This window comes from Komagataeibacter sp. NFXK3, from assembly GCF_054182245.1.
Genome location: NZ_JAPIVJ010000018.1, coordinates 13,880 through 37,591, shown reverse-complemented (window position 1 = coordinate 37,591; position 23,712 = coordinate 13,880). Strand labels below are relative to the sequence as shown.

Genomic DNA, 23,712 nt, shown 5'->3' with positions numbered 1-23,712 from the left:
ATTTTTTCAGTGATGCGTACAGGAGCCCCGGTTTGCCGGGGCGGAGCCACTCCGACATCGGGATCGGTCATGCTGTGGTCTCTGCGGGCTGTCATGGTGATCCCCCGGCCGGATCAGTCGCCCGTGGCGGCCCTCGGGGCTGGCACCAGCGGGGAAGGATCTGGATGACGACCATCGGACCACCACAACATGGGCAGGGCGGTGGCGTGACCGCCCCTGCTCCGGGATCAGCCGTCGGGCCTTGCCTGCGCCGTCGTCAGCATGCCCAGCCTGTCGAGCGGACTGATGACGGCCCGCACGGTCCGTGTCGCAACTTTTGTATAAAGGGCCGTGGTCTCCAGGCGGGAATGACCCGGCAGGACCTGGATTACGCGGACATCGACACCATCCTCAAGCAGGTGCGTGGCAAAGCTGTGCCGCAGGGTATGAGGCCCCACACGTCTAGTGATCGAAGCAGCCCGCGCGGCATCGACAACCACACGATGGAGCTGCCGTGTGCTGATGGGCCTCATGGTGTCCTGCCCGGGAAACAGCCAGCCACCGGAATGCATCACGCCCTGCTGGCGTCCGGCCTTCCACCACTCCCGCAGCAGGGGCAGAAGGTCTGCCGGAAGCATGGCGTTGCGATATCGTCCCCCTTTGCCCCGTTCGACCCTGAGCAGCATGCGCTCGCTGTCGATATCGCTGATCTTGAGAGCGGCGACCTCGGCCACCCGCAGGCCTGCCCCATAGGCGACCGACAGGGCGGACTGATGCTTGAGGCATACGGTCACGTTGAGCAACCGGGCAACTTCATCACGGCTCAGCACGACGGGCAGGTTGCGGGGCTGCGCTACCCGGACCAGCTTGCGTGCAAGGTCGGGGCGGTCGAGCGTCTGGGTGAAGAAAAACCGCAGCGCCGACACGATGGCATTCATGGTCGGTGTCGGCATGCCAGCCTCGTTCTGCGCAATCTGGAACTGGCGCACATCCTCGACTGTTGCCGTGTGGGGTGAGCGGCCCAGAAACGTGGCGAAACGGCCGACATCTCGAAGGTAATTGCGCTGCGTCTCCCGGGAGAACCGCCGCACCGCCATGTCATCAAGCAGGCGCTGGCGAAGGGGTCTGATTGCAGCAATGCACAGGGACTCTGTCATCATCCGGCTCCTTCTGGTGGGAAGAAGCCAGAGTGCTTGGCCCGATCAGGACAGTTCCAAATAAAACAGATCGCTCACGCCGTGGTGACAGGCCTGCACACCGCACCAATCCCGCGCAGCGGGTTCGTTCTTCCCCCGCATTGCCGACATTTTTCTGCCGGGAAAGGGAAGAGTGTGCTGGCTCGGGTATAGCCTTTAGAGTCAGAGGGCTGCGCGGATTTTCGTGACGGGTTGAGAGGGTGGGAGAGAGGCTCCTGTCCGCCCGTCATGGAGTTTTTCGCCATGGCGACCGCTATTCCCAAAATCACCCTGAGTTCGTCCCGCGATATCCCGTTCAACCGGCTGGTGCTGTCCCAGTCCAACGTGCGGCGTGTGAAGTCCGGCCTGTCGATTGAGGAACTGGCCCGCGACATCGAGCGCCGGGGTCTGCTGCAGAGCCTGAATGTCCGCCCCATCCTTGATGATGCTGGTGTCGAAACCGGTAGTTATGAAGTGCCAGCCGGTGGGCGACGTTTTCGCGCCCTTGAACTGCTGGTGAAGCAGAAGAAACTGGCGAAGACCGCCCCGGTGCCCTGCGTCGTGCGCGAGGCCGGATCGGCCATTCTTGCCGAGGAAGATTCCCTGGCCGAGAACGTGCAGCGGGTGGCCCTGCATCCGCTGGACCAGTTTCGGGCCTTTCGCGACATGCTGGAGAAAGGCATGTCCGAGGAAGAAATCGCTGCCGCGTTCTTTGTCGCACCGGCCGTGGTCAAACAGCGCCTGCGGCTGATGACGGTGTCCGACAAACTGCTCGATATCTACGAGCAGGATGGCATGAAGCTGGAACAGCTGATGGCCTTTTCCATCAGCGATGATCATGCCCGCCAGGAACAGGTCTGGGACATCGTGTCCCAGAGCCATAACCGCGAACCCTACGTCATCCGTCGCATGCTGACGGAAAAGACCGTGCGGGCCTCGGACGCCCGCGCCCGCTTCGTCGGGCTGGAGGCCTATATCGTAGCGGGTGGCCACGTCATGCGCGACCTGTTCGAGGCCGATGACGGCGGCTGGCTGCAGGATCCGGCTATTCTGGACCAGCTGGTCATGGAAAAGCTGCATGCAGCCGCAGAGGATATCCGTGCCGAGGGCTGGAAATGGGTCGAAACCGCCCTGTCGTTCCCATGGGGTCACACACGGCAGTTCGTCGAGATCGATGGCACGGAATTACCTCTGACCGATGAAGAGACAGCCCGTCTCGAAGCCCTGCGCGCCGAGCAGGAAACCATCGAGGCTGAATATGCCCAGGCCGATGAATATCCGGACGAGGTCGATGCAAGACTGGGCGAGATAGAACAGGCCATTCTTGCCCTGGAAGAACGGCCACTGGCGTTCGATCCCGCTGACATGGCGCGGGCAGGCGCCTTCGTCAGCCTCGACAGCGATGGCACGCTGCAGGTGGAGCGGGGGTTCGTGCTGCCCGAGGACATGCCGGCCGAGCCGGAGGAGACCGATGATGTTGACGGTGCAGATGAATACGATCACCCCACGTATGAAGGGCGGGATGAACGTATTGCTGATTATGGCAGTGATGAAGGCGCAGTGGGCGATAGCATTGTCCCCGACGTCGAACCCGAGGAGGAAGACGGGATCAGGCCGCTGCCTGACCGGCTGCTCACCGAACTGACAGCCTGGCGCACGCTGGCCCTGCGGGACGCGTTTGCCAGCAACCCGCACATCGCGCTGACTGAATTCCTGCATACGCTGGTGCGCGATGTTTACTGGCAGACACCAGGCGCGGATTGCCTGGAAGCCTATGTCCGGGAAATCCCCCTGCCGGTCCATTCGCCCGACATGCCGGGCAGTGTACCGGCGCATGCGCTGCGCCAGCGCAACGAGGGCTGGAAACACGACCTGCCCGAGGACGAGGATGCGCTGTGGCGCTGGATCGACGATCTAGACGACGCCAGTCGCATGGCGTTGCTGGCCCATTGCCTGTCCTTCGGCATCAACGCCCTCTACGAGCGCGTGCCCGCCTATGGCGCGGTGTCCCAGCGCAGCGTGACCGAGCGTCTCAAGCGGGCAGACCGTCTGGTCGCAGTCCTCAGCCTCGATCTGGTCGAGGCAGGCTGGCAGCCCACGGTCGAGAACTATCTCGGCCGGGTGACCAAGGCCCGTATCCTCCTGGCGGTGCGGGAAGCACGCGGTGATGAGGCGGCAGAGCGCATCGCCCACCTGAAGAAGCCCGACATGGCCCGCGAGGCCGAGCGGTTGCTGGATGGTTCGGGCTGGCTGCCCGAGGCGTTGCGGACCGTAGGGCTGGCCGATCAGGCACAGGTTGAAACAGTGACGGCAGGAGGGGATATGGAGGCCATTGCTGCCGAATAGCGCAATGGATTTTTGGAACTTTGAGACAGCGGCTTCCGGCGCCCGGAAGCCGCTTTTTCATGTCCGGCGCCCCGGAAAGAGGGAGAGGTCGGCTTCGCCTTGGGTGCCGAATAACCGGCATCAGAGGAGAGTTTTCCATGACCACAACCACCATCCTGCCCCCTGCGTCCCGTAGCCCCACTTCGAGCGGCTTCCGGATTGATCCCTCCCGTGGCGAGCGCAATGCCCGCGTCTCGTCCGAATGGTTCTCGCGGCCCGATGACGAGCGCTACCTGTCCCTGTCTGACCTGCATGCCGCCACACTGGCGCGGGCGGATCGGGCCACCGCTCGTACGGTGGAAAGCCGCGCCATCCGCGTGGAGGCGTCCCGCGACAATGCCGAGCGCCTGACCCTGACCGTGCCGGGGCAGAATGAGCCGATCGCGCCCACCCATTGGTCCTTTGGCCAGATGTGCAGTCTGGTCAGCGCACCATCGTCCTATCTGCGTAACCTTCCGGCCCCACTGGCGGCGATCAATTTGCAGCATGGGTTGTTGTCACACCGCGCCGAACTGGTCAAAACGCTGGAGACCGAAGACGGGCGGGTGGAACTGCGCGCCGTAACCGGCCCCGATTACGGCCGCATCTGGGACCACGAACTGGTGGGTGCGGTGCGGAAGATCGCCGGTGACGGCACAGGCGATACCAACTGGAAGGTACCGGGTGTCATCGACTGGGCCACCATGACCCACAATCCCTATGTCGATATCACCAAGGAGACGACCACCCTGTATGCGTCAGACAGGGATGTGTTCCTGTTCCTTGTGGACGATACGCACCCGATTGAAGCCGGGCGTCTGCCCAACGGCGAACCTGATCTCTATTTCCGGGGTTTCTATGCCTGGAATTCGGAAGTTGGCAGTAAGAGTCTTGGTATTGCGTCGTTTTATCTGCGCGGAGTGTGTCAAAACCGCATGTTATGGGGCGTGGAAAATTTCGAACAGATCACGATCCGGCATAGCAAGTTTGCTGCTTCCCGCTTCGTGCATCAGGCCACACCGGCGCTCCGGAATTTCGCCACGGCCAGTCCGGCCTCGTTCGTCTCTGGCATTCAGGCCTCGCGCAAGGCGCTGGTGGCCAGAACCGATGACGATCGGGAAAGTTTCCTGCGTCGTCGCGGGTTCTCGAAACCGGAAACCACCAGGATCATTGAAACCGTGTTGAACGAGGAGGGACGCAAGCCCGAGAGCGTGTTCGATTTCGTGCAGGGGATCACGGCACTGGCACGGACGAAGACCAATCAGGATACGCGGCTGGATCTGGAGGGCAGGGCACGCAAGCTGATGGAGAAGGTCGGATGAACGCGCCCATCATCAGAAAGCGGCATGGTGGGGAAGGGGCGGCGGACGAGGTCCGCCGCCTTCTGCCTGTCAGCAGGTCAGTCGTTCAGGCTGTCCTTGAGCGCCTTGGCAGGCGTGAACGCCAGCTTGCGCGAAGCCGCGATCTGGATGGTCGCACCCGTGGCCGGGTTGCGGCCTTCGCGGGCGGCGACTTCCCTGACCTTGAACTTGCCAAAGTTCGGCAGGGTGATTTCATCACCGGTCCTGGCGGCGGTGGTCATCGCTTCGACCAGGGCGTCCAGCACCTTGCGGGTATCGGTCTTGCTCGTGTCGGTGGTGGTGGCGATATGATCGACCAGATCGGCAATCTTCATGGGACTATCCTTTTGCATTCGGGCCTGTGCCCGTTGCCTCTGCCGTTACGGGGGAATCATGGCGGCATCAAGCCTGCAGGGAGGGTGAGATGACCAATGCGCAGTCATGGGATGCTGGCGATCTGGCCGGCAGGCTGGCCGAAAACGCCGAGGCGGTCTGCCGGCATTACCTCTCGGCCGGACGACGGCACGGCAATTACTGGCTGGTCGGCGACGTCCACAACACGCCGGGACGGTCGCTCTATGTCCGCCTGCATGGTGGACCGGACGGGCGTGGCCGCGCGGGCAAATGGACGGATGGCGCGACGGGGCAGCACGGTGATCTGCTCGACATCATCCGCGAAAGCCTCGGGTTGCTCGATTTTCGCGATGTTGCCGACGAGGCCCGGCGGTTTCTCTGCCTGCCGCAGTCCGAGCCACGATCGGCCCCTGATCGCGGCCGTTCCCATGCGTTCAGCCACGATACTTCGGGGCAGGCATCTGGCACCGCAGACGCCGCACGTCGGCTCTGGGCCATGTCCCGCCCGATTGCGGGCACACTGGCGGAAACCTGGCTGCGCCAGCGTGATCTTACCCGCCTGACGGACCTGTCATCCCTGCGTTTCCACCCCGACTGCTACTACCGGGCCGATGCCGACAGTCCGACCGAGACCTGGCCCGCCATGATCGCCGCCGTCACCGACCCGGATAGCCGCGTCACCGGCGTGCATCGGACCTGGCTGGCGCGGGACGGAAAGGGCAAGGCCCCCGTCGCCATGCCTCGTCGGGCGATGGGCGACCTGCTCGGCCATGCCGTGCGTTTTGGCGCAGCCTCTGACGTTCTGGCGGCAGGCGAGGGGATCGAGACGGTGCTGTCGCTCCATGAGGTCATGCCCGATCTGCCTCTGGCCGCCTGCCTGTCCTCGGCGCATCTCGCCGCCATGGTGTTTCCACCTGCGCTGCGCCGCCTCTACGTGCTGCGCGATGACGACCCGGCCGGAGACCATGCGGTGATGACCCTGCAGGACCGGACGCAGGAGGCCGGGATCGAGTGCCTCGTGCTGTCACCGCGTCTGGCGGACTTCAACGATGATCTGCGCTATCTCGGGCGTGGGGCGATGCGGGCGATCCTGCATCCCCAGCTTGCCCCGCAGGACGTGGCGCGGTTCCTGCATCCGGTCACGCACTGAGGCGGGCCGGGAAGGGGGTATCTTCTTTCCGGTGTGGCGCGCGGGGCTGTCCCGTTTCCGGATGAGGCGCGCCCGCGGCCTTTCTGGAAGGGGAGCGGGCGTCAGCCAGACCGGGCCTGCAATGGCGGAGACGGCTATTTTCCGCCGCGCGTGCCGCGCTTTGCATCGCGAAGCAAAATAGCCGTCTCCCTGCCATCCTTCACTGCGTTCCGGCCGCGCCATGCGCGGTTCCGGCCCGGCCTTCGTCTGCCGCTATCCGCCCCCGGAAAGGCCGCGAGGGGCGAGGCCAGAACCGGAGGACAGACCCATGACCCGCACACAGGACGATTTCGAACCTGCACACGCCACATCTTCCACCGCCCACGTGCTGGCGGAACTCCAGCTTTACGGCCACCGTCCCTTCGAGGATGAGCCAGACCCGAGGCCCTTGCCCGACGCCAGCCAGATCGAGGGCGCGGTGGTCGACATCTTCGATGCCCTGTCCGCCACGCTGACCGACACCCGGCTGGAACCCGATCTCGAACCGCTGCTCTGGTCCACCGTCAATGTCTTTCACCGTATGGTCGGGCAGGTGGAGCGCAATCTTGATCGCAACGAGCAGGCGCAGAAGCGCAGCCAGCAGGAACAGGATGGCAGCGAAATCCGCTCGGTGGAACTGGAGCGGCTCATTGCCGAGGGGCTGACCCTGCTGGAACGACGCAACGCTTACGAGATCTTTCGCGACCTCGCCTGCGACCAGTTCGAACGCCTGACGATGTCGCCCTGGCGCCCGCGCTCCGGCTCGCTGGTCAGCCGCAGCACCCTGACGGCTTCCATGATCGACAGCCGCGATTTCCTCAACGCGCGCAGGAAAGCTGAAACGGAATTGCTGGTGCCTCCCGGACCAAAGGTCGCGGTCACGGGCGGCCCTGATTACGAGGACCACCATCTGATCTGGAACCGTCTGGACAAGGTGCGCGAGAAGCATCCCGATATGGTGCTGCTGCACGGCGGCTCACCCAAGGGGGCGGAATTCATTGCCTCTCGCTGGGCGGACCATCGCGAAATTCCGCAGATTGCCTTCAGGCCCGACTGGAACCGGCACGGCAAGGCCGCCCCGTTCCGGCGCAACGACGCCCTGCTGAAAGTCCTGCCCGTCGGGGTCATGGTGTTTCCGGGATCGGGCATTCAGGACAATCTGGCCGACAAGGCCAAACAGATGGGTATCCCGGTCTGGAGGTTTCGCAAGGAGGCTGGCGCGTGAGCGCCTTCTCCAAATGAGAATACTGTTTCGGTATTCACCAGTGCATGGTCGTCATATACACTGTCACGAAGTGTTACCGAACCACACAGGGAGAGCGGTATGGAAACTGCATTGCCAGGGGCGCAGGCGGACATCGGCTCGCATGACAGCGTTCTGACCTGCGTTCAGAAGACTGAAAGAATTACGGCGATTGTCCCGCTCGCAATCATGGTTATCTGTGTGGCGCCGCCGGTCCTTGGAAATCTGATTCATTTGAGCGTTGCTGGCGCTCTTCTGAACGGGTTTCTATGCTTCCTGATTTCAGGTCTGCTGATCAAGGGCGTTAAGGCATTCATTCTCACCCCCTTTCAGAATTTTCGTTACAAAAAGGCCGCCGAGCAGCTGGGGGCTGAAATTCAGGCGGGCAATTCGTCTGTCCTGCAAAAGCGGATATGGTGGCAGGAGACGCCGGGCGCACTGGCGATTACCCGGCAGGGCGAGGTCATCGTCATGGACCAGAAGAGCGATTATCGGAAACGGTATCTGCGTGCTGACCAGATCGTCGGAGTTCAGGTGGAGCGTGAGGCGACGCACATCACGAATACACGTCATGGCGGACGCTTCACTATTGGAGGTCTGTCGCGCAGTGGTTTGTTCGGCGGCTATACTTTCGGCGGTCGGTCTCGCTCGATCACACGTACCGTTGAGACAGCCTTTCTCGAACTCCAGTATCAGTTGGACCCCAACGGCGTGACGTATATGACAATCGTACCGTTCGGTAATGCGCGTCGGGAGGCGGATGCACTCTGCACGACGATCCGCCGCATGGCGCGACTGTCCCAGGCTCAATTGTGATCTTCCTGCGAACTAGGGCAGGAACCGCTCAGCGAGGAGGCGAGGTGACGTCTGCGATCGCGTTGAATGCATCCGGCGTGACCGTTACCCCGAAATGTCGTGTGATGGTTTCGACCAGACGTGAAGCCGTTTCCTGCCAGCGGTCGACGTCATCTGGATCGGGGGCGCGGGGAATATTGCCGCCGGGTGTCGCATAGCGATAGGTGGTCGCATAAGCCGTCAGCACCTCAACCTCACGAAATCCCGGTTTCAACGGATTATCGTCAGGCAGGTCATCGAGAATGGCGCCGAGCTGGTGCTGATGCTGACGTCCGATGTGGATCCCTTCCGCAGTCATGACGGCAATCAGGGCAGCCTCGACCGCGTAGAAAAGCTGGTTGACCGCATTTCGGCTGCCGGAAGCGTGGAGCAGGCGCGCATCACCGAGGAAATTATTGGCCAGCCAGATCTGCGAGCCGATCTTTTTTGCAACGGGATCGGGCGTTTTAGCCAACGCGCACACCCTCACGGTGAAGAATATAGGACAATGTGTTGGGCACGTTGATAGTCGAGCGAATCTCGGCGTCTCGTTCAGCGACGATATCCGCAGTCAGGCCGGCCTCTCGACCGACGGCCCAGGTTTTGCTGGGACTGAGGTCACTGTCACTGGCACGGTTCGGAAGAACGAGGAAAATATCCCAGTCGCTATCAGGCCGGTTTGTGCCGGTGGCCCGGCTCCCGAAAATCCAGACCTGCTTCGCCCCCAGCTTCTGCTTTGCCAGACGAACAATGGTTTTGAGCTTAGGTTCGCTTGCCAGTAGGGCACGCGTCCGATTGTTATGCCGCCAGTCTCGTGATCCTGCGGCTTTGCGAACAGCATCGACGGCGATGCTGCCCCCATCATTCTTGCTCGTCACCGTTGGCATCATGACAGCCCATTACTTGTTCAGCCTCTAGACGGCGCGTTCTAGCACAATTCCATCATGTCGTCGTCACATATCATGGGGCTGCGGACATGAACGGTCAGCCGGAGTGCGACCATTTTGCCCGCCACCTCGGGCGCGGCGCACCCGGAAGGCCCCGCCCGGAGAGATCGGGAGGGGCGGCGACGTCTCTCCCATTTCCGGCTGTGCGAGTGGCTGACAAGGGACGTGACTGCCCCTTCCTCACCGGTGAAACGGTCGGACTGTCCGTGGCGAAGGACGGATCGTCCAGCGGGCAATCGGCTGGCCAGCCTTCGTTGGAACGACGGGTCCATAGGATGCGGCCCGAACCGTTCGCAGCAGGAACGCAGCAGTCGGGGGCGGTTGTCTGGCCGCAGTCCGCGCCACCAGCATGCAAGACGGTTGCACCGGGCGAGCGCGATATCCTCCTGTCGCACGTTCCCCACCTGTCGGACCGGTCATGCCGGCATCGTATCTCTCCATAGGGCTGTCGGGTCCGCACACCATGGCCTCTGTCGGATGGCTGATCTAGCCGAAGACCGGCTGCGCCTCGATCGGCTGGCCGCAACGGCGTTCCAGAACTTTCTTCCCCTGCCGGCTGCGCCGTCATTCCTCGCGAAACAAGAAAGTTCCGGCCCTGCCGTCCTCCGCTGCGCTGCGGCCCCTGCGGGGTGCTCTGCCGCTCGCCTCCGGCTGGTCGATCGCCATCGAGGCCACGGTGGTCGCGGCCCGATAACAGCATGGAGACACGACAATGGCTAACATCGGTTCCTTCAAGAAGGTGGGCGAAGGCTTCGAAGGCGAAATCGTCACCCTGGCCCTGCAGGCCCGCAACGTCCGGCTGGTGGCCGAAACCAACCGCGCCAACGACAACGCACCTAACTACCGCGTCTATCTGGGCAGGATTGATTATGTGGAGTCCGGGATTATGCGGAGCGGGTGATCCGGGATGGCGGTTTTCTGCGGGTTTGGACTGGTTTCTGCTCCGCATAATATCGGGGTGGTGAGAGACCGGCGCCCCGCGTTGGACGGGGCGCCGGGAGGTGGTCAGCGCGACCAGATGAGCTTGTGCTCGCCGTTGTCGCCCTGCACGAGGCTCGCGTAGACCGGCCCGTTAAAGGAGGGGTCATCGAGCTTGAGCGAGAGGTATTCGGCACCGCTGTCCTTGGCGGTCCGGCTCCACCCGGCCCCGAGTTCAACCCCGTTGGCGGCGACCCGGTAGTCGGGAGCCCGGTCATGCTCCCGGGTTACGGGCCGGATGGTCGCCTTGACGTTGATGTTGAGGGTGCGGATCGTGCCGTTGAAGATGCCGTCTTCGGTGCGGGTAAAGGTGCCGATCTGTGCCATTGTCGTATCTCCTGTCAGTGTATCGACGCCGCCCCATGCGGCCTCGATGGCGGTCTGCAGGCAACGGGACGGCTGGCCCGCACCCGCAGGGCCGCAGCGCAGCGGAGGACGGCGTCAGCCAGGGTTTTTGTCTCGCGAGGAATGCGCGCCAGCGCAGGGGAAAAAGCCAGGCCAAGCCGTTGCGGGAGCAAAGCCGGCATGGTGCCAGACACGCCTTTGAGAGAGGCCGTTTGGGGTGGTGAGCAACAGACATCCGGGGGATACGATGCTGCACGGCGGTCGCCGGACGCATTGACCCGTGGCAACAGACAGGCCGTCCCCTGCCCAGACGTCACGGCAGGGCATGTGCGGCACGATGGGAACCGGTCAGCGGATCACGACGTGAGCGTCGATGTGAGGTCAGGTCGTTCGATGCCGGTGTGACGGACGATCGGCCAGGCGCCGCCGATACTGAGCGCAGCCGTGACCGGCACCTCCACCGTGGCCGGTCGGACCGCACCCGTGCCGGACAGGCCGATCTTCACAAGCATGGCATGGTCCCCGATCATTTCCCGGCACGACCAGACCCACGCCGAGCGCCGGTATGGAAGAGAACCTGACCGCCATGGAGCGATCAGGTCCAAATTCTGACGATGTCATGCTCCCCGATGTGCCATCAGGGAAGCGATCAATGCGTCGGGTGCCTTGAAACGTCCTCGCCGGAGTGAAGGCGGTAACACAGCCTCGATTGCCTCGAGTTTTTCGGATGGATCTATCCGCAGATAGACCTCGGTCGTTCGGATATCCGCATGCCCCAGCCAGAGCGCAACCTTGCGAATATCGCGCGTAGCCTGAAGCATGGTCACCGCGCAGCTATGCCGCAAGAGATGAGGTGTAATCACGCGGTCTGATAAAGTGGGACATTGACTTGCGGCTGAAGCCGCATGTTTTTCCAGGACATATTCGAAGCCTGCGCGCGTCATCGTCCGGCCTTGTGCATTGGTAAATAATTCCGGTGTTGGTGGCGTGCCTCTGACGGCGAGCCATGCCCGGATATCGCGCGCGGTATCTTTCCAGAGCGGCAGGCACCGCTCACGCCGCCCCTTGCCCAACACCGTGACGCTGGGTGCGGGATGCAGGACGACGTCTTCAAGGCGGACACCAACCAGTTCAGAAACACGTAATCCACCTGCGAAACAAAGATGCAGCATGGCCCGATCTCGTATTCCTGCACGGGTCTTGAGATCGGGAGCGTCGAGAACAGCGCGTATTTCGATCAGCGTCAGATGTTGAACGAGTTTCTGTTCATGCCGCTTGCCCGGGATCGCTCTGATCTGGGCAATCTGTTCCAGTGCTCTGGGATATTTCAATTCGACGTAGCGCATAAATGTCTTGATTGCCGCGAGCCGCAGATTCCGGGTGGAAGCACTGTTGCCGCGCTCCCGTTCGATATTGGTGAGGAATGCGATGACCATGTCGGCATCAATCTGTTCGAGCATGAGCTGGGCTGGCCGCACACGTAATCTGGTAGAGACAAAAGTGAGGAGCAGCGTGAAGCTACGGGCGTAGGCATCGCAGCTATGCGGACTGAAACCACGCTGATTGGGTAGGTAGTCACGCAGGAAGCCAGTGATGAGAGGCGCGATCGGGGTCATGACAGCTTCTCCCCGATCAGGTTTTCGACCATTCCCGCGATATCGCTCATCAATTCAGGTGTCGCCTGCAGATACCAGTAGGTATATCGGATATGTGCGTGCCCGAGGTACGTCGACAGCGCGATAAAATCGCGTGCCACATCCTCCCGTCGGGCCGAGCATTGTTCGAGCACCCGTGTCGCGAAGGTATGTCGGAGATCATGGATGCGGGGGCGGCGGGTGCGCCCTTGGCCGACACCCGCCTTGCGCAGGATGACATGGAATGCTGCATACAAGGTTCCCACGCCCATCGGCTTTCCACCAACGGACAGAAACATATGATCGTCCTCCCCTGAGAACCGCTCACGGATAGCAAGGTAGTCGCGCAATGCGGCAGCGACGCTCGGATGCATCGGAACAAGTCGGCTTTTATTGAATTTCGTCTGACGGATATGCAGGACCCCGTCCGGTAGCAGATCGCACAATCTGAGATTAAGCGCCTCGGAGACCCGCAGACCGGTGGAGGCAAGCAGTCCGATCAGCATCACGTATATGTGCTGCCTGAGCGGACTGGGCTTCTGCCGGCGCAAATTGCCCGCTGCAGTGAGCATGCGGGCAATTTCGTCCCGGGAATAGATGTAAGGCGTCGGTCTCGATACCGGGCAATAAAATATGTGGTGGTCAGGAACTTCATGAAGAGGATCTTCCGCGCGCAGAAAACGTGCAAAATGCGCAAGCTCCTGAAGTTTTCGATATCGGCTGCGTTGGGTTGACGAGGTCGAAGATGACCACTCCAGCGCGCTCTCGATACGAATATGGGTATCGGTGCGTTCCGCCGCATAGCGGGCAAATGCCTCGAGATGACGGGCTGTTTTTTCAAGTTTGAACCCCTGTGAGCGGCGCAGGGTTATGTAGCGATTCACGTCGTCGATCAGCATGGCGCCCTCCCATCCCAAGGTTGGGCAATAGCCGACAGGAGCGTCAGATCGACCTTGGCATAATGGGCCGTCATCGCTGTATCGCGGTGGCGAAGTACCGCGCCGACATCAGCCAGGCTTACCCCATGACGCAACATGGCGGTTGCCGCCGAATGACGCAGAATATGTGCGCCGCGATGCGGGCTATCTATGCCGGCCCGCGTCAAGGCACGATTGACCAGGCATTTTACGACGATCCGGTTAATCTCATGGACCGGAGCGACTACCGTGACGAACAACGCTCGTGTTGGCGCCGGCGGTCTTTGACGCGTCACATAGGCAATGATAGCGTCGCCTATTTCCTGCGTCAGTGGCAGCAATTCAAGTCGGCGACCTTTCCCATGGATACGAATATGACCCTGAGTCCAGTCGAGGTCGTCAAACGTCAGGCGCGCCACCTCGCTGGCACGCAATCCAAGACGGGCAAGAAGTAGAATGATGGCTCGATCCCGGAGATGCTGTTCGCCATCGCACGCATCGATAATGCGCCCAATCTCCGTGTCCGGAAGAAATCGCGGGATGGAGGTCAACTGCCAGTTTGCTGATCGGGGCAGTGCATGCACCAATCCCGACGGACAACGCCTTGTCGCAACCAAAAAACGCAGAAATGACCGTGTTGAAACAATGATGCCCTTTACTCGACACTGTGAGACATTCTGTCCCCGTTCCAGGACGAAGGCACGGATGGTGGCTGCCGTATAAGTGGTCGGATCTTCACCCATGTAGGCAACAAAAAGACGAATGACGTGAAGGTAAAAACCGAGCGTTGTCTCTGCCAGACCATGCTGTTCCAATGCCCAATGTCTGAATTCCACGAGGAGAGCGGGTTCGGTAGGAGCAGGCAAAGAATCCAGCACTTTGCATGTTTCCAGATAGATAATGAATAATTTGGCGCACTCCACGGCGTCCTTGTGCAGATCGCCGCGAAATCGTGACCGATATCCCGATCCAATCAGCGTATACGAGGCTTTGTATGCATCACGGATGGTCTCGAACGCATACCCGGCCTCACATGCCCAATCGGTCCAGCATGCAGGTAGTCGTTCTCGCTCAATGACAGTTAAAGGCGTGTATTGCCTCTCGCGAAGCCACTGAAGAAAACCCTCGACGTGATTTGCCGCGAGTCCAGCCGCCAGTCGTGTCTTGACCGAATTCTGGCGAATATAATTACCTGTTGGCATGAAGCCTTCTCCTGTCGGGTGGAAGCAGAATTATGACCATGGGATCTATCGATCAGGACGACCGAAATGGCGTGCGGGGAAATGATCGGCGATCATGCCATGCTTGTGACGATTGGCCTGTCGGCACGGGTGCGGCCCGACCGGCCTCGGCGGAGGTATCGGTCATGGCTGCGCTCAGCATCGGCGACGCCTGGTCGATCATCCGTCACACCAGCATCGAACGGTCTGACCCCGCATCAGCATTCACGTCGTGATCCGCTGACCGGTTTCCATCGTGCCGTACATGCCCTGTCGCGACGTCTGAGCAGGGGACGGCCTGCCTATTGCCACGGTTCGATGCGTCCGGTGAGCGTCGTGCAGCATCGGATCCCCGGATGTCTGTTGCTCCCCACCCCAAACGGCCTCCCTCAAAGGCGTGTCTGGCACCATGCCGGCTTTGCTCCCGCAACGGCTTGGCCAGGCTTTTTCCCCTGCGCTGGCGCGCATTCCTCGCGAGACAAAAACCCTGGCTGACGCCGTCCTCCGCTGCGCTGCGGCCCTGTCGGATGCGGGCCAGCCGTCCCGTTGCCTGCAGACCGCCATCGAGGCCGCATGGGGCGGCGTCGATACACTGACAGGAGATACGACAATGGCACAGATCGGCACCTTTACCCGCACCGAAGACGGCATCTTCAACGGCACGATCCGCACCCTCAACATCAACGTCAAGGCAACCATCCGGCCCGTGACCCGGGAGAATGACCGGGCTCCCGACTACCGGGTCGCCGCCAACGGGGTCGAACTCGGGGCCGGGTGGAGCCGGGCCGCCAAGGACAGCGGCGCCGAATACCTCTCGCTCAAGCTCGATGACCCCTCCTTTACCGGGCCGGTCTACGCGAGCCTCGTGCAGGGCGACAACGGCGAGCACAAGCTCATCTGGTCGCGCTGACTACCTCCCGGCGCCTCGCCCAACGCGGGGCGCCGGTCTCTCACCACCCCGATATTATGCGGAGCAGAAACCAGCCCAAACCCGCAGAACACCACCATCCCGAATCACCCACTCCGCATAATCCCGGACTCCACATAATCAATCTTATGCGGTGCACCGCATAAAATTGAACTCGGTGCGGCCTGGACCCGTCGCTCCAGCGAAGGGCGCGCCTATCTGAGCCTGAAGCTGGACGACCCCTCTTTCGCCGCCCCGATCTTCGCCAACCTGTTCACCGACGAGGAAGGCGAGGGCTACTCCCTGATCTGGACCCGGCCGCGCAGCCGGAACGGGGACTGAACCTCCCACACCCAACCCCGCCCGGTCTCTCCGGGCGGGGCCTTCCAGTCTTTTTTTCGCGTAATCTTCTGGGGCGCGGGCGACAGCGCTGGTCGCCCGACGTGAGACGCAGGAGGAACACGAGGCTTTCCCTCAGCCTTCCCATTGTACCATGCGCGAGGGCGCACCGCGTCAAGGACGCGTGGTCCCCCCAATTTTGCCCGACGCACCCGTGCCGGGCACGCCGAACAAAATCGGCTCCCCCACGCGCCGGCGAGCCGGTCGCCTGCGGCGATCCCTGACCCGGTCCGCCCCGGCATGAGCCGTCCGTCCTGTCTTCGAGAAACGGAAGGAGCAGGACGATGACCACGTTACACGACCACATCCAGATGCTGCGCGCCGAACTGACCAGCTTTCACCTCAGCCGTCGCGAGCGCCGGCAGATCGTGCGCGAACTCAAAGAAGCGCTTGCCCGACGCGATGCCGAGCCCCCCGCCTGACGGGGGCTTTTTTCTGGTCAGCCCGACGGTCTTGTCCGACAGGACTGGAGCCGCCTGAATGGTGCGTGGACGCCGATTCCTTTTTCCTATCGTCCGGAAAGAACGACGTTGAATATTCACAATGCGACTATTATAGTCGTATTTCTGGTGTGCAGGCCTTGCGTGTCGGATGTGATCGCGGATGATCACTGGCCGACAGGTAAGGGCGGCACGGGCACTTCTGAACTGGACACAGGAAAGGCTCGCTGAAAAGGCCCTCGTAGCATTGACCGCGCTCAAGCGCCTTGAATCCGAACGCGGTCTGGGCGTTCATGAGGGCACGATCGATCAGGTCCGTCGTGCGCTGGAAGCGGCAGGCATTCTGTTCATCGAGTCCGGACAGGGACGCGGCGTCATGTTTCTAAACGAGACTTCCGATATCCAGACGCGGCAGGGTAGGGGGCGTGGCCGGGTGGAATCGTCCTGATCCGCTCCGTTCATGTCATTTTTTCCCCCTTGGGCGCGCTGATTTCTGGCGGGGCATGCGAGCCGGGCCGGTCAGCAATCCCGATCTTTGTTATCGAACCGATCTGGCAGCGGTATCATGAGGACGTGCCATGACCGACCCGTCTTTCCTCGACCATCCCCCGCTCACCGAACGGGTGAACGTCTACGACGAAGCGCATCTCGGGCTTTACCTACGCCTTGTGGTCGCGGACGAGGAAGGGGCGGACTGGCGCGAAGTCGTTGCCGTGCTGTTCGAAATTGATCCGGTTCGTGAACCGGTGCGCGCGAAGGCTGTTCATGACAGGCATCTGGCACGGGCGCGCTGGATGACCGCAGCCGGTTTCCAGCATCTGCTGCAACCGCGCCTGCAATAGCCGGGCTTCGCCCCGGCTCGCGCATCCGCCCTGCGCTTCTCTCCCTGATAAGAAATCAGGGTCTATGCATTCACGCTCCCAATCTGGCTGATGGAAGCTCCCCCTTTCGCCGCATGGGGGACAGGCAGGGAGGCCCGCATGCCGACATCCTTCTGGCGTTCACCGGAACTGCGCGACCATATCAGCCGTCTGGACCGCTCCGGTTTCGCCGTCGAATTTCTCCGTCGTAACACCACCTATCGCTGCGATTATGCCCGCCTGCAACGGCGGATTGGCCGCCGTGGCGTGGATTCCGCCGCCGAGTGTGCAGCGTTCACCCGACGCTGGGGGCTCTGCTTTTGTCCATGCACCCGATGAACCCGCCCGTCAGGGGCGCATGGTCTGGCGGCCCGAGGTTTCACCGGCCACGCTGATTCTGACATCCGCGCCATCGGATTTCGCCATCGTGACCCCGATCAATCCGGCTGTGCTCGGAACTATTCTGGCCCGTCATGATACGGAAGACGACACGTGGCTGGTGATCGGCGATGTGGCGGGCGATCTTTACCTTCGGCTTCTGAGCCCGCTGGCCATCGGTAGACCCGCCGTGCTCCTGCCGATGGATGACGCCGCCGAACTGCGTCTCGACGTGGCGCTGCGTTTTTTCCGCAGGCAGCGCGGCCAGCGTGTCGGTCTGCTTCCGCGCGCCCTCCAACTCACCCCATTGCAACGCGCGCGGCAGATGCTGCTCCTGCTCGCCTTCGATATTCACGAAGCGGGCGGCACCACCCGCGATATCGCCATTGCGGCCAATCGCTCATGGCAGGCGGATTTACCGGCGGTGGAATGGCGCAACACGGCGGCGCGGCGCCATGCGGAGCGCCTGATTCTTGACGCCCGGAACCGGGTCAGCGGCGGCTACCTGGATTTTTTACGCGGGCGATAACACAACCGATTTTCGCTCCTTCGCGCTGCGTTTTCTCATGTGTTCAACGCTGCCCTATGCCCGGCTGCACCCGGCATCTCTGGCATACGCTCCGACGCGTGGGGGTGGACACTGACATCGAAAAATCTTCGTCCACCCCCAACGCCTGCTTTCTCCGCCACCGTCATCCCGATCCGCCGCACCATCCCCGCGGCGCTTCGAGACCAGATGGAGGCGTACTATGTTCGACCGACACGCGCCGTCACCGGCGCGCTACCTGCGCACACATCAGGCCGCGCAGATTCTTGGCCTTTCTCCCCGCACGCTGGAAAAATACCGCTGTCATGGCAGTGGCCCGACCTTCCGCAAGCTTGGCGGTCGTGTCGTCTACCTGATCGACGATCTTGATGCCTGGGCTACCGCCAGTGCCTGCCGTTCCACGTCTGATCCGAATTATGACGAGGCCCGTTCTGCGGGCCTTGATCGCCGGTGAGGGGGAGATGGATATGCAGGCCCGCCACACCCTCACGGCCAGCGAGCGCAGCAGGCTCCTGCCATTCGTTGTCTCCAGCGGCGAGATCAGTCCGCGCGACCAGCGCGATCTGATGGAGCGACCGTTTTTCTCCCTGTCCAAAACGAAGCGCACGACGCCAATCCTCTACGCGGCAGGGGATACGCGCGTTGAGGTGTTCGGGATGCCCGAGCACGGCATGGCGACGATCTGGGACGCTGACGTGCTGATCTGGGCTGCCAGCCAGATTGTCGAGGCGGAAAATCTCGGTCTGACCACCTCGCGCTTTCTGCGTTTCACCCCCTACCAGTTGCTCACCGGTATTGGCCGACAGACCGGGGCGCGGGATTATGGGCTGCTCAGGGCGGCACTTGCCCGGCTCCAGTCCACCGTAGTCGCCACCACGATCCGCAACGGCCAGAACTGGCGACGGCAGCAGTTTTCTTGGATTACCGAGTGGGAAATCTGCGCCAGCCGAAACGGTCGCGCCATTGGTGTCGAGATCGTCATTCCGGAATGGCTCTATCGTGGCGTGATCGACCGTTCGCTGGTGCTGGCCATCGACCCGGCCTATTTCCGGCTGACCGGCGGCATTGAGCGCTGGCTCTACCGTGTCGCCCGCAAACATGCTGGTCGCCAACGTACCGGCTGGACTTTCGAGATCGGGCATCTGCACCAGAAATCCGGCAGCCTGATGCGTCCCTCGGACTTTGCCATCCAGATCCGGCGTGCCGCCGTCAGCCAGCCCTTGCCAGGCTATCGCCTGAACATTGAACGTGCCGGCGTGGGCGAGTTACTGCGCATCCTGCCAACTGATTTATCCACACACCCTGTGGATAACTATGTGAATGGTATCGGGACATCACACGCATCCACTATCGGGACATCACACGCAGGACTATCGGGACTTCACACGCACAAACCCCAGCTAAGTCTTTGGCCTGAAACGGCGATTCCGGCCCTTAACTTATCTAACTTAGAATCTAACTCTTATGTTGATGGGAAGCGCTGTTCTGCGGATAACCCCTCTTGCCCGTCCATTGCCCCCTTCAAGGGGCCGGGAGACGGGCCATGACCCGGCACTCTCCCATCTCCCATCGGCATCCGGCGGCACTGACACATGTCGAACTGACCTGGATCGATAGGCGCATCGAACACTGGCTGCGCTTCGGGCATTGCAGTGACGAGCAGATACTCGATGACCGCCGCCGCATTTCCAGCTTTGCGCCAGGAAGTGTTTTCGCCTTCGTGCGCTGGGCGTCCAATGACCTCGGTATCACCGTCTCCCGGCTGGATATCGTGCGCGCGGTCAGGGCTGGCGAAGTGTTCCAGACTTTGCCGTTCGTGCGTCCTGGCGGCGAAATCCTCCTGCGTGTGGATAGCTGGCCAAGGGTCGAACATGTGCTCCAGGCGGTCGATGCCATTGAGGCGCTGGGTCTCGATCCGGCGGACGCGGCGCCCGAATACTGGCGGCATCTGCACCATCGCATCACTGCCGAACATGAGCCGCGTGCCTATACGCGCGAGCAGCATTCAGCATGGCTCAAGCGGCGGCAGGTGACGTCATGACCCGGCGTGGCTGGTTCTTTGCGACCTATTTAGTCGTGCTCGGTGTGGGCGCGTCGATGGTCGTCCATCCTGCGCCACGGCTGATCTGGAACGAGACGGCGAGCGTGCCCGTCGGGCTCTACCGATTGCACATGAACCCCACACCGCAGGTCGGTGATCTGGTCGCTGTCCGTCTGCCCGAGCGCGAGGCGACACTGCTGGCAACGCGCGGTTACCTTCCCCTCGCTGTTCCCCTGCTCAAGCCCGTAGCGGCTGTCGCGGGGCAGTCCGTGTGCCGTACGGGACAACGCATCACCATCGACGGGCAATTCGCTGGCGACGCGCAATCCGTCGATCACCGTGGCCGTCCGCTCCCCTTCTGGCAGGGCTGCCATCGTCTCGATTCCGGCCAGATTTTTGTCATGAACACGGCTGAACCACGCAGTCTCGATGGTCGGTATTTCGGCCCGTTGCCCGTTTCCACCGTCATCGGTCGTGCCACCCCGGTCTGGCTTCCATCCGGGAGTAACCAGCCTGCCATCGTGACCACCAACCCGTCTCCGAAAGGGCAATGAAATGGCACAGATCGGTCTTTTCACGCGCACGAAAACCGGTTTTGCCGGGCGCATTCGCACCCTCACCGTGGCGCAGGATATCCTTCTCGTTCCGGCTGAGTTTTCCGACGCCGAACATGCCCCGGATTACCGCATCCATCTCACCGATGCCGATGGCCCGGAGGTTGGTGCTGGCTGGAAACGCACCGGCGAGAGGGCTGGTGAATACATCGCCGTAGCCCTCGACGACCCCGCCTTTGCACAACCGATCCGTGCCAATCTCTTCCGTGCCGGTGGGGAGCGTGCGGTCTGGGTGCTGAACTGGACGCGTCCGTCACGACGTGTCGAACGCGGGGAATGAGACGATGCGACGCATCTTCTTCCTCGCTGTTGGTGTCATTGCAATCGGCGTATCGGGCGCACCTGACCTGTCATGGGCGGCATCGGTTCCAGCGCCCGCTGACACCGATCCTTATGGTGCGGTGATCGCTGAAGCCGTGCAGCGCTTCGACATTCCCGCCACATGGATACGGGCCGTAATGAGCGCTGAGAGCGGTGGTGATATTAGCGCGATTTCATCAAAAGGCGCGCTCGGCCTCATGCAGATCATGCCCACGACCTGGAGCGACCTTCGTACCCGTTACGGGCTGGGAAGCGATCCGTTCGATGTGCATGACAACATTCTTGCAGGCGCTGCGTTCCTGCGCGAGATGCATGATCGCTATGGCTCTCCGGGCTTTCTGGCAGCCTATAACGCCGGGCCGGGGCGCTATGAGGACTACCGTGATCGGCAACGTCCGCTGCCACCCGAAACGCGCGCCTATGTCGCCGGATTGCTGCCCCTGATCGGTCAGGGCGGTGTAGATCCATTGCTGCTGGTTTCGCATCCCGACCCGCTGTTCTGGACCAGCGCGCCGATTTTTGCCGCGCAGTCGGACGATGCGGGGAAAGGCGTTCCGGTTGCAATGAAGCTGCCGCCGAATGGTGTTCGAAGTGACATCATCGCGCATGGTCTTGCGCCTGTCAGGCCGCTTTCCGATGGGTTGTTCGTTGTGTCTTCCGCATCGGGAGCACTGCCATGAAGGCGCGCTCAGACTTCCCTGTTCTTGCCGGTGTCCGGTTGCCCCAGGAGGCCAGTCTGCACGGTATCCAGCATCGCAGGGTGGGTGCAGCGAAGGGTGAACAGGCGCTCTGGGGCAGGGGGAATGAGAGGCGAGATAAAAGGGCGCACATTGCGCCTCGGTTGGGGTGTCGGTTTTCCTGCGTTTTTTCGTTCTTTCAGCAATGTTTCCTCTTCTTTGGCAATGTTTGCCGACCCTGTTTTCCTTTGTTGCACCAGCCTTTTTCGCACATTGGAGGGTCCAATGGCCCGCGAGAATGACTTCCGGCCCCGTCTGGGTCGCATCCGCTCGCCGCGCGCCCAGCGGCTCAAGCCCTTCGTCGCCCAGGCCCTTGCTTCGGCCCAGCGTGCCGGTGGCGGCGGGTTCCGCTCGGGCCGCAACGGCAGTGGTTCCCGTTCGTCCTTCGGGCGTGGCCGCATCGCGGCAGCCAGGGCCAATCGCCTGCTGACCAGCCGAGCCCGCCGCGTGACCGTCAAGGCCCGTGTCGTACGCCATAGCGGGCGCAAGGCGCCGCTCGCCGCCCATCTGCGTTACCTGCGCCGGGAAGGGGTCACGAAGGACGGTGAGAAGGCACGGCTCTTTGGTCCCGGCATCGACGATGCCGACCCGAAGGCGTTCGCCGAACGCTGCGAGGACGACCGTCACCATTTCCGTTTCATCGTCTCGCCCGAGGACGCGCCCGACATGGCCGACCTCAAGGGCTATGCCCGCGAACTGGTCGGGCAGATGGAAAAAGACTTCGGCACGAAACTGGACTGGGTGGGGGTGGATCACTGGAACACGCAGCACCCCCACGTCCATATCCTCGTGCGCGGTGTAGCCGAGGATGGCAGCGACCTTGTCATCTCGCGGGATTATATCAAAGACGGGTTGCGCGCCCGTGCCCAGGATCTGGTGACGCAGGAACTCGGGCAGCGCAATGACATCGAAATTCACCGCGCCCTCGAACGTCAGGTCGATGCCGAATACTGGACCCAGCTTGACCGGCAGCTTCAGCGCGATGCGGGGCGCGATGGCGTCATCGACACGGCGCCTTCGCCTGGTGAGCAGCCCGATCCGTTCGGGGCATTGAAGGTCGGACGCCTGCGTCGGCTGGAAGGGCTTGGTCTCGCCCATCAGGTTGGAGAGGGGCAATGGTTGCTGGATGAGACGGCCGAGGCGACGCTGCGTGAACTGGGCGAACGCGGCGACATCATCAAGCGCATTCACCGTTCCCTGGCCGAGCGCGGGATCGAGCGGAGCACGTCGAGTTATGTGCTGGCGGGCGAAAGCCTGGATGTTCCCGTCATCGGCAGGCTGGTTGATCGTGGTCTGGACGATGAACTGAAAGGCACGGCCTATGCGGTCATCGACGGCGTGGACGGGCGTACGCATCATATCCGCTTTCCCGATCTCGATGCGACCGGGGACAGTGTAATGGGTTCGGTGGTGGAACTGCGCGCCTTCGATGACCGGAAGGGGCAACGGCGTGTGGCGCTGGCTGTGCGGTCTGATCTGTCGATCGAGGATCAGGTGATGGCGCGAGGGGCCACCTGGCTCGACCGGCAGGCAGTGGCGCGCGACCCTGTTGCATTGGGGCAGGCGGGCTTTGGCGCCGAGGTCCGTGAGGCGATGGAGCGCCGGGCGGAGCAACTGATTGAGCAGGGTCTTGCCGAACGTCACACGCAGCGGGTGGTTCTGGCGCGCAACTTGATCGGGACGCTCAGGGACCGGGAGGTCCGGGAAGTTGGAGAGCGGCTGGCCGTCGAGACGGGACGGACATTCAGCCAGTCGGGTTCGGGGGAGTATGTCACCGGCACCTATCGTCAGCGCATGGTGCTGGCCTCGGGTCGCTATGCGATGATTGATGACGGGCTTCAGTTCCAGCTTGTGCCCTGGACGCCATCGCTGGAGAAGCAGCAGGGCAGGCACGTCTCCGGTGTCGCGCGCGACAATGGCGGGATTGACTGGAGCTTCACCCGGAACAGGGGGCTGGGTTTGTGAACCAG

27 protein-coding genes and 2 pseudogenes are annotated in these 23,712 nt (G+C 62.2%); 20 read left to right on the top strand and 9 right to left on the bottom strand.

Annotation, left to right across the window (positions count from 1 at the left end; translation table 11 throughout):
* Nucleotides 1–227 precede the first annotated feature (227 nt).
* Nucleotides 228–1,139 carry a tyrosine-type recombinase/integrase gene (locus OQZ28_RS15170; protein WP_458136590.1) on the bottom strand — a complete coding sequence of 304 codons (912 nt, stop codon included), beginning with the start codon at nucleotides 1,137–1,139 and terminating at the stop codon, nucleotides 228–230.
* Nucleotides 1,140–1,418: 279 nt separating this feature from the next.
* Between OQZ28_RS15170 and OQZ28_RS15165 the strand changes: the two genes are divergently transcribed.
* Nucleotides 1,419–3,500, top strand: coding sequence for a ParB/RepB/Spo0J family partition protein (locus tag OQZ28_RS15165; RefSeq protein WP_458136589.1), 2,082 nt, complete (start codon nucleotides 1,419–1,421; stop codon nucleotides 3,498–3,500).
* Between the two features lie 137 nt (nucleotides 3,501–3,637).
* A complete protein-coding gene (locus tag OQZ28_RS15160; RefSeq protein WP_458136588.1) occupies nucleotides 3,638–4,840 on the top strand; it encodes a DUF932 domain-containing protein in 1,203 nt (400 codons plus the stop codon).
* A gap of 77 nt (nucleotides 4,841–4,917) precedes the next feature.
* On the opposite strand, the gene OQZ28_RS15155 is transcribed toward OQZ28_RS15160, so the two are convergent.
* Nucleotides 4,918–5,193: an HU family DNA-binding protein gene (locus OQZ28_RS15155; RefSeq protein WP_039733604.1), complete on the bottom strand. Its 276-nt coding sequence runs from the start codon at nucleotides 5,191–5,193 to the stop codon at nucleotides 4,918–4,920.
* Nucleotides 5,194–5,282: 89 nt separating this feature from the next.
* Between OQZ28_RS15155 and OQZ28_RS15150 the strand changes: the two genes are divergently transcribed.
* The 3 genes from OQZ28_RS15150 to OQZ28_RS15140 all read left to right on the top strand — a co-directional run bounded on the left by OQZ28_RS15150 (nucleotide 5,283) and on the right by OQZ28_RS15140 (nucleotide 8,439).
* Complete coding sequence (locus OQZ28_RS15150; RefSeq protein ID WP_458136587.1) at nucleotides 5,283–6,362, top strand: DUF7146 domain-containing protein; 1,080 nt, start codon at nucleotides 5,283–5,285, stop codon at nucleotides 6,360–6,362.
* Nucleotides 6,363–6,669: 307 nt separating this feature from the next.
* Nucleotides 6,670–7,605, top strand: a complete 936-nt coding sequence (locus tag OQZ28_RS15145) for a DUF2493 domain-containing protein (RefSeq protein WP_039732422.1) — start codon at nucleotides 6,670–6,672, stop codon at nucleotides 7,603–7,605.
* Between the two features lie 99 nt (nucleotides 7,606–7,704).
* Nucleotides 7,705–8,439, top strand: coding sequence for a hypothetical protein (locus OQZ28_RS15140; RefSeq protein WP_039732421.1), 735 nt, complete (start codon nucleotides 7,705–7,707; stop codon nucleotides 8,437–8,439).
* A 28-nt stretch (nucleotides 8,440–8,467) separates the two neighbouring features.
* On the opposite strand, the gene OQZ28_RS15135 is transcribed toward OQZ28_RS15140, so the two are convergent.
* Nucleotides 8,468–8,932 (bottom strand): HEPN domain-containing protein, encoded by a 465-nt coding sequence (locus OQZ28_RS15135; protein ID WP_158003646.1) that lies wholly within the window; start codon nucleotides 8,930–8,932, stop codon nucleotides 8,468–8,470.
* Nucleotides 8,925–9,347 carry a nucleotidyltransferase family protein gene (locus OQZ28_RS15130; RefSeq protein ID WP_039732420.1) on the bottom strand — a complete coding sequence of 141 codons (423 nt, stop codon included), beginning with the start codon at nucleotides 9,345–9,347 and terminating at the stop codon, nucleotides 8,925–8,927. Before OQZ28_RS15130 ends, OQZ28_RS15135 begins: the two co-directional genes overlap by 8 nt.
* A gap of 769 nt (nucleotides 9,348–10,116) precedes the next feature.
* Between OQZ28_RS15130 and OQZ28_RS15125 the strand changes: the two are divergent.
* Nucleotides 10,117–10,299 (top strand): annotated as a pseudogene (locus OQZ28_RS15125) (DUF736 family protein); the annotation flags it as partial.
* A 110-nt stretch (nucleotides 10,300–10,409) separates the two neighbouring features.
* Here OQZ28_RS15125 and OQZ28_RS15120 read toward each other — a convergent pair.
* The 5 genes from OQZ28_RS15120 to OQZ28_RS15100 all read right to left on the bottom strand — a co-directional run bounded on the left by OQZ28_RS15120 (nucleotide 10,410) and on the right by OQZ28_RS15100 (nucleotide 14,480).
* Nucleotides 10,410–10,709, bottom strand: a complete 300-nt coding sequence (locus OQZ28_RS15120; protein WP_029329699.1) for a DUF736 domain-containing protein — start codon at nucleotides 10,707–10,709, stop codon at nucleotides 10,410–10,412.
* A gap of 374 nt (nucleotides 10,710–11,083) precedes the next feature.
* Nucleotides 11,084–11,239, bottom strand: coding sequence for a hypothetical protein (locus tag OQZ28_RS15115; RefSeq protein WP_158003644.1), 156 nt, complete (start codon nucleotides 11,237–11,239; stop codon nucleotides 11,084–11,086).
* Between the two features lie 105 nt (nucleotides 11,240–11,344).
* Nucleotides 11,345–12,343, bottom strand: coding sequence for a tyrosine-type recombinase/integrase (locus tag OQZ28_RS15110; RefSeq protein ID WP_039734200.1), 999 nt, complete (start codon nucleotides 12,341–12,343; stop codon nucleotides 11,345–11,347).
* Nucleotides 12,340–13,260, bottom strand: coding sequence for a tyrosine-type recombinase/integrase (locus tag OQZ28_RS15105; protein WP_039734203.1), 921 nt, complete (start codon nucleotides 13,258–13,260; stop codon nucleotides 12,340–12,342). The genes OQZ28_RS15110 and OQZ28_RS15105 overlap by 4 nt, the downstream gene beginning before the upstream one ends.
* Nucleotides 13,254–14,480 carry a tyrosine-type recombinase/integrase gene (locus OQZ28_RS15100; RefSeq protein ID WP_084758350.1) on the bottom strand — a complete coding sequence of 409 codons (1,227 nt, stop codon included), beginning with the start codon at nucleotides 14,478–14,480 and terminating at the stop codon, nucleotides 13,254–13,256. The genes OQZ28_RS15105 and OQZ28_RS15100 overlap by 7 nt, the downstream gene beginning before the upstream one ends.
* Nucleotides 14,481–14,907: 427 nt before the next feature.
* On the opposite strand from OQZ28_RS15100, the gene OQZ28_RS15095 reads away from it, so the two are divergent.
* From OQZ28_RS15095 to OQZ28_RS15030, 14 genes and pseudogenes are all read left to right on the top strand, one after another.
* Nucleotides 14,908–15,408 carry a DUF736 domain-containing protein gene (locus tag OQZ28_RS15095; protein ID WP_458136586.1) on the top strand — a complete coding sequence of 167 codons (501 nt, stop codon included), beginning with the start codon at nucleotides 14,908–14,910 and terminating at the stop codon, nucleotides 15,406–15,408.
* Between the two features lie 162 nt (nucleotides 15,409–15,570).
* A pseudogene (locus OQZ28_RS15090) lies at nucleotides 15,571–15,747 on the top strand (DUF736 domain-containing protein); the annotation flags it as partial.
* Nucleotides 15,748–16,088: 341 nt separating this feature from the next.
* The gene (locus OQZ28_RS15085) at nucleotides 16,089–16,226 is read left to right on the top strand and encodes a hypothetical protein (protein ID WP_199858437.1); all 138 of its coding nucleotides are present in this window, start codon (nucleotides 16,089–16,091) and stop codon (nucleotides 16,224–16,226) included.
* A gap of 181 nt (nucleotides 16,227–16,407) precedes the next feature.
* Nucleotides 16,408–16,692, top strand: a complete 285-nt coding sequence (locus OQZ28_RS15080; protein ID WP_039732310.1) for a helix-turn-helix domain-containing protein — start codon at nucleotides 16,408–16,410, stop codon at nucleotides 16,690–16,692.
* Between the two features lie 130 nt (nucleotides 16,693–16,822).
* Entirely contained in the window at nucleotides 16,823–17,086 is a 264-nt protein-coding gene (locus tag OQZ28_RS15075) for a hypothetical protein (RefSeq protein WP_039732311.1), read from the top strand.
* 138 nt (nucleotides 17,087–17,224) lie between these two features.
* Nucleotides 17,225–17,443, top strand: a complete 219-nt coding sequence (locus OQZ28_RS15070; RefSeq protein ID WP_039732312.1) for a transcriptional regulator domain-containing protein — start codon at nucleotides 17,225–17,227, stop codon at nucleotides 17,441–17,443.
* A 19-nt stretch (nucleotides 17,444–17,462) separates the two neighbouring features.
* Nucleotides 17,463–18,011 carry a DNA -binding domain-containing protein gene (locus OQZ28_RS15065; protein ID WP_458136585.1) on the top strand — a complete coding sequence of 183 codons (549 nt, stop codon included), beginning with the start codon at nucleotides 17,463–17,465 and terminating at the stop codon, nucleotides 18,009–18,011.
* A 220-nt stretch (nucleotides 18,012–18,231) separates the two neighbouring features.
* Nucleotides 18,232–18,483: a helix-turn-helix transcriptional regulator gene (locus OQZ28_RS15060; protein ID WP_007397904.1), complete on the top strand. Its 252-nt coding sequence runs from the start codon at nucleotides 18,232–18,234 to the stop codon at nucleotides 18,481–18,483.
* Nucleotides 18,484–18,490: 7 nt separating this feature from the next.
* On the top strand, nucleotides 18,491–19,576 hold the full coding sequence (locus OQZ28_RS15055) for a replication initiator protein A (RefSeq protein WP_458136584.1): 1,086 nt from the start codon (nucleotides 18,491–18,493) through the stop codon (nucleotides 19,574–19,576).
* Nucleotides 19,573–20,070 (top strand): DUF2840 domain-containing protein, encoded by a 498-nt coding sequence (locus OQZ28_RS15050; RefSeq protein WP_039733989.1) that lies wholly within the window; start codon nucleotides 19,573–19,575, stop codon nucleotides 20,068–20,070. The genes OQZ28_RS15055 and OQZ28_RS15050 overlap by 4 nt, the downstream gene beginning before the upstream one ends.
* Nucleotides 20,067–20,624 (top strand): S26 family signal peptidase, encoded by a 558-nt coding sequence (locus OQZ28_RS15045; RefSeq protein ID WP_039733990.1) that lies wholly within the window; start codon nucleotides 20,067–20,069, stop codon nucleotides 20,622–20,624. The genes OQZ28_RS15050 and OQZ28_RS15045 overlap by 4 nt, the downstream gene beginning before the upstream one ends.
* A 1-nt stretch (nucleotide 20,625) precedes the next feature.
* Entirely contained in the window at nucleotides 20,626–20,964 is a 339-nt protein-coding gene (locus OQZ28_RS15040; RefSeq protein ID WP_039733991.1) for a DUF736 domain-containing protein, read from the top strand.
* A gap of 4 nt (nucleotides 20,965–20,968) precedes the next feature.
* Nucleotides 20,969–21,685 carry a lytic transglycosylase domain-containing protein gene (locus tag OQZ28_RS15035; protein ID WP_039733992.1) on the top strand — a complete coding sequence of 239 codons (717 nt, stop codon included), beginning with the start codon at nucleotides 20,969–20,971 and terminating at the stop codon, nucleotides 21,683–21,685.
* A 282-nt stretch (nucleotides 21,686–21,967) separates the two neighbouring features.
* Nucleotides 21,968–23,707, top strand: coding sequence for a relaxase/mobilization nuclease domain-containing protein (locus OQZ28_RS15030; protein ID WP_039733993.1), 1,740 nt, complete (start codon nucleotides 21,968–21,970; stop codon nucleotides 23,705–23,707).
* Nucleotides 23,708–23,712: the final 5 nt, after the last annotated feature.